The sequence below is a fragment of the bacterium genome (assembly GCA_021159335.1).
GTDB lineage: Bacteria > UBP14 > UBA6098 > B30-G16 > B30-G16 > JAGGRZ01.
This window is the reverse complement of the sequence record JAGGRZ010000003.1, coordinates 1-5,948: the sequence shown is the minus strand read 5'-3', so window position 1 is coordinate 5,948 and position 5,948 is coordinate 1. Positions and strand designations below refer to the sequence as shown.

Genomic DNA, 5,948 nt, shown 5'->3' with positions numbered 1-5,948 from the left:
CAGTAGCAGTTATATCGCCACTAACAGTAATGTCATCATCAAACTTAGCACCACCATGAACAAGCAGATTATCATCTATTATAACTGTGTCACCTACCGCCTGTATCGAATCAACAACAAGCTCACGCTCAACATACAGGAAGTCGTTCACAAAGACTGTGTCACCAGTGCTGTAAATAAGATCAGTAACGAATGTGTCAACGCTTATTACTCCGCCAACATCGAGATTACCTGATATATCGACATCATCGTAGAACGAGGCGCTACCATAAGCCTCAAAATTGCCCATAACAGAGGCATTGTTGTTAACGAGTATATTGTGCCCGATATTAACATTCTGTTCAACCTCAACAGAATTATCCACATAAAGCGTATCCCGCACATAGACTTTATTCGTCTTGAACGCCTCAATAGTATCGGTAGCAACCTCACGAGTAGCAACCATATCCTCAATGAACACTGTATCGCTCGAAACAATGTAGCGGGTGAATACGGTATCACCATGAGCAACACCGTAAAGTTTCGTTATAATGCTATCGATTATGGTCTGCGTTGAGGAATCAGCTAATGTATAACCATGGCTGAGAGCTATAGTTCTATCGAATGGCATGTCGGCAGCACTAATGCTGTCCGCGCCAAATCCCCAGCCGATCTCGGGTTGCAGAACTGTTCCGTCCTTTATGTGATAGTTAGTTATAGCGTCCTGGTGAATGTCCTCGCCCAGAACATCACGGTTAACTATTTTATCACTTGTTATAGCGTCGCTTGCTATCTTTGCACCTGTAACAGACGCGTCAGCTATCGTGCGAGTTACAACCGCATTATCGGCGAGCATCAATGAATCGATTATTCTATCTTGAAGGATGAAATGTTCAAAAGTAGCACCATTAGCAGTATCCAGGCAAACTTTCCCGAGGCGATACTTCATAGCACCCATAAGTATTTCTGTATTGTCATCTGCATTAATATCGCAGGCTGTTAGTGAGTTTGTGGTAACAGCACCCGAATGAAGCTCAGCAGTGGTTTTGTAAAGATACATTCCGTCATCGCTTTCACCAAGAATACTTGCATTATAAATTCGCAATACAGCAGTACCAGTAGATGGACTTGAATAAATACCATACTTCTTACCCTGATATGCACCCTGATCTATTGTTACCTCTGGACTATTACCAATAAGCTCCAAAGCCGCAACATTGCTTCCGCTGCCGGTAGCAGAGGCAAACACATCCTTGAAATATAGGTCATCGGCACCATCGACTATTATCGCCTTATTGCCAGCACCTGTGTTCTTAACGGTTACCCACATCATCGAGTTACCGGAGGTACCATCGAACTTAACAGTGTAATCATATGCGCTCTGAATAATCACTGTTTTCGGATTCATACCGACAATGTGGACATGATCGCTGTTAACAAGCACGCTTTCAGCGTAGGTACCCGGCGCAATCAAAACGATGAAGTCCTCACCGTGCCACGGGGCATCGTTAAGACCGAAGTCAATAGCCTTGTTGATGGTTAGGAACGGAGACTTATCACTACCATCACCCGATGCATCGCTACCGTTTTTAGCAACTACGACCACATGCTCAAGGGAGTCGCTCCATGTCCCCGAAATTCCCAGCAAATGATCGAGAGCTGCATCAACCGTGGTGTAAGTAGCATTATCATAAGGAATATCTTCGGCGTTAACCTGACCAGCGCCAAGCCCCCAATTAATCTTGGCATCTGTTACGGCATCATCAGCAATTTTATCAGTTGTCACAGCACCATCGGCAAGCTTTGCCGAGGTTACAGCGTTGTCCGCCAGTTTATCCGAGGTTACGGCACCATTAGCCAAGTCAGCCGTAGCCACTGAACCATCAAGAATCTTATCGGAATCAACCGCCCCGTTAGCAATCTTATCAGTTATTATTGCACCATTCTGGATTTTATCGCTCGATACCGCACCATTAGCTAATTTAGCCTCTGTTACCGCACCGTTATCTATATCGTCGGTTTTGACCTCAAAATTCTTTATTTTCTCACTCGTTACCGCGTCATCCTGAATCTTTGTTTCTGTAACCGCACCAGCAGCAATTTTTGGTGTAGTAACAGCACCGTCGTGAAGCTTTGATGTCATTATGGCGCCGTCTTTTATCACTATGTGGTCACCCACCTTCCGCTCGAACTCATCCTCGTTCAGGAAGTCAGGCACGCCTGTAGCACCAACCTTAACGAGCTCATCGGTGGTTATGCTGCAACCGGCAGCGTACGCCGCAGTATCCGCATAGGTCGCGGAATCCGCCCTGAGCGCTCTTATAGCATTAAGCGCCCACATAGCAAGAATTTCTGCTGTGATTTTCTTGCGGGGGGATAGGGTTGTATATCCTGAACCTCGATTTATGGATACCTGATAATAAATGCTTGTATCGCTGGAGAGGTCAAGGTTGAGGTCAAATATTGCGGAGAACATACCTTTAACCACTGGAACATTGGTTACAGTATCTGCATCGAGGCAGGTTCCACCGGACACATCACTATATACCGCCAAGATAATATCTACTGTGTCGTTAATGCCGACCCCTAAAGAATCGGTAAGCTTACCTTGGTAGGTAATATCAACAGCTCCGGCGAATCCTAAAAGCATCAAACCAAACAGAACAACAGCAAACTTCCTCCACATAGCATATCCTCCTTTCAGGAAGTTATTTTTTCTACTACTCAAAGAACCTAATAAAAATCTACCCACACGCGGTCTCAAATACATAAAACAACCCCCTTATCATATGTTATTTCACAGCACTTTTTAATAAAATACATATGACCTTTAACTGCGCAAGCATTTTTTTTAGTTTCCGATATTTTTTTCGTTGTGCGTATCTTCTTATATTTCAATAAGTTACTTAATATTACAGCATTTTTAGCTCAAAGTTACAACCTTATTTTTTTTCATTATAACGAATAATCGATTCTATTTCAACACAAATCTTGCCTAACACAATGAAAATTTATCTCTTGATAGTCGAATTTTATAAGTTATATTAATGTGTTAGATTAATTCGGGCAAGGATTTTAAGAATATGAACCCTGAAAAAGAGAAAATAAATCTCGAGAAGGAATATACGGCTGATAGCATAAAAGTCCTTGAAGGACTCGAAGCCGTGCGGAAAAGACCGGCTATGTATATAGGTTCAACCGGTCCCACGGGATTACACCATCTCGTTTACGAGGTGGTGGACAACTCTATAGACGAAGCTCTGGCTGGATTCTGCAAAAATATAGATGTGATAATACATCAGGACAACAGTGTAACGATTATAGATGACGGACGAGGAATACCCGTCGATACTCACCCCGAACTCGGCATCCCCGCTGCAGAAGTGGTTATGACTAAACTTCACGCAGGAGGAAAGTTTGACAAGAAAATCTACAAAGTCTCAGGTGGACTTCATGGTGTTGGAGTATCGGTAGTAAATGCGCTGTCCGAAAAACTTGAGGTAGAAATAAAAAGGGATGGTGCGGTTTACATCCAGCGGTACTCAAGAGGTAAACCAGTAACACCACTTAAAAAGGTTGGCAAAACAAAACGAACGGGAACACGAATAACATTCCGACCCGACCCGCAAATATTCGAATCGATAGAGTTCTCATTTGAAGTTCTGGCATCAAGACTTAGAGAGCTGGCATTCCTTAATCCTGGTGTAAGGATAAGGTTAGTGGACGAAAGAACCGAAAAATCACTCGAATTCAAGTACAAAGGCGGAATAAGCGAATTCGTCAAATACCTTAACGAGGGCAAGACCGTTTTGTTCAAAAAACCGATCTACATTTTTGGCAAAAGAAACTCAACCATAGTCGAGATAGCCATCCAATACAACGACAGCTACACGGAAACAGTGCTCTCGTTTGCCAACAACATTAACACGGTTGACGGTGGCACGCATCTTACTGGATTTAGAGCAGCATTAACGAGAGCTATAGCAAATTATGCCTCGTCGAAAAACCTTCTCAAAAAAGGCGACCAGATAACTGGCTCCGATGTTCGCGAAGGACTTACGGCAGTGATATCCGTAAAAATTCCTGAGCCACAGTTCGAGGGTCAAACCAAGGCAAAACTCGGCAATTCAGATGTCAAAGGGATAGTTGAGACTATAACATACGAGAAACTTTCGCAATGGCTTGAGGAAAATCCGTCAAACGCGAGAGCTATAGTTGAGAATGCACTTAAAGCGAGCCGTGCGAGAGAAGCCGCCAGACAAGCAAAGGAACTTATAAGACGCAAGTCAGCACTTGATTCTGCCGCTCTCCCGGGAAAACTCGCCGACTGTCAAACTAAAGACCCTGACGAAGCTGAGCTTTTCATCGTTGAGGGTGACTCTGCCGGTGGCTCAGCTAAACAGGGAAGAAACAGAAGATTCCAGGCAGTGCTACCATTGCGGGGAAAAATCCTTAATGTGGAGAAAACCAGAATAGACAAAATGCTAAGAAACGAGGAAATAAGAACACTGATAACAGCAATAGGAACGGGTATTGATGAGGATATTGACCTGAGCAAACTTCGATATGGGAAAATAATAATAATGACTGACGCTGATGTGGATGGTGCTCACATACGGACCCTTCTCCTAACGCTCTTTTTCAGACATCTTACGCCAATCATAGAACACGGGCATCTCTACATCGCGCAGCCACCTTTGTACAGGGTTCGGGACGGTAAAAAGGACCGCTACATAAAGGACGATGCCGAAATGGACGAGTATCTCATCGAGGAAGGTGCCAAAAATGTGTCGGTAAGAACGGCTAAAGGCGACCAGATAAAAGGAAAAGAGCTTATAGAACTGCTCCGAAAAATAGCTAAAGTAAAACGAATATTTGACTTTTTCCAGCGAAGAAGAATAAACGCGGAAATCCTTGAACTTCTGATAAAGCACGGGATAAGAACCGCCGATGACCTTGCCGATAGAGAAACATTAGAAAAGAAACTCCATGAAATAGTTGAGGATGCCAGAAAACTATCGTATAGAATAGACCACGAACTAATATTTGATGAAGAACACAATAGCTGGAGTATCGTGCTTAGCTTTTCCTCACCCACTGGTTTTGGAAAACTCGAAGTAACACACCAGCTACTCGATAGCCCGGACTATCAGGACCTAATGATAAGTGTATGGGAACTTCTTGATTTGTGTCCAATGCCAGTAACAGTTATTTCCGAACAGGGCGAAGAGGAAATCGCAACACTTTATAAACTCCTTTTGCACATAAAACAAAGAGGAAGAAAAGGCAAACACATTCAACGATACAAAGGTCTCGGAGAAATGAACCCCGACCAACTTTGGGAAACTACAATGAACCCTGAGACAAGGCGGCTTCTTCAGGTCAGGCTTCAGGATGCTGCTGAGGCAGATAGAATATTTTCCATCCTCATGGGAGATAAGGTTCAGCCTCGACGGGAATTCATAGAGAAGAACGCACTTAATGTCAGGAATCTCGATATTTAGTTCCTTCCGCAAGCGAGGTCTCAATGAGGAGATTCTTAATCAAGCTTTTGGCAACATTTTTTGGAACGGGCTACTTCCCCATAGCACCAGGCAGCGCAGGAAGCCTTGCAGCGGCGGCGATAATATGGTTTCTCATTCCTAATAATTCGATACATTATATAATTATTATATTTATTTTGATTCCTATTGTCGCCCGGCTATGTGGTCACGGCAAAAATTTTTGGGGCAAAACCGATGCAAGAAAAATAGTTATTGACGAAGCTTTGGGAATGGCGATAACATATATCTGGATACCCAAGAAAATATCACTATTTTTAATAGGATTTTTATTATTTAGATTATATGATATAGTCAAAATTCCGCCCGCCTCAAGGGCAGAAAAAATACCTGGTGGTTGGGGAGTGCTGCTCGATGATGTGATATCAGGGATTTATGCAAACATCGGGCTGTGGATTCTGATACTTT

At 43.3% G+C, this 5,948-nt stretch carries 3 protein-coding genes; 2 read left to right on the top strand and 1 reads right to left on the bottom strand.

The window, feature by feature from the left end:
• Positions 1 to 2,665: hypothetical protein (locus J7J62_00045; GenBank protein MCD6123557.1), on the bottom strand; the 2,665-nt coding region annotated here is incomplete at its 3' end.
• Between the two features lie 397 nt (positions 2,666 to 3,062).
• On the opposite strand from J7J62_00045, the gene gyrB reads away from it, so the two are divergent.
• Together gyrB and J7J62_00035 are read left to right on the top strand one after the other, a co-directional pair.
• On the top strand, positions 3,063 to 5,483 hold the full coding sequence (gene gyrB / locus J7J62_00040; protein MCD6123556.1) for a DNA topoisomerase (ATP-hydrolyzing) subunit B: 2,421 nt from the start codon (positions 3,063 to 3,065) through the stop codon (positions 5,481 to 5,483).
• Between the two features lie 23 nt (positions 5,484 to 5,506).
• Positions 5,507 to 5,948 (top strand): phosphatidylglycerophosphatase A (locus tag J7J62_00035; GenBank protein ID MCD6123555.1); only part of this gene is annotated, 442 nt, incomplete at its 3' end.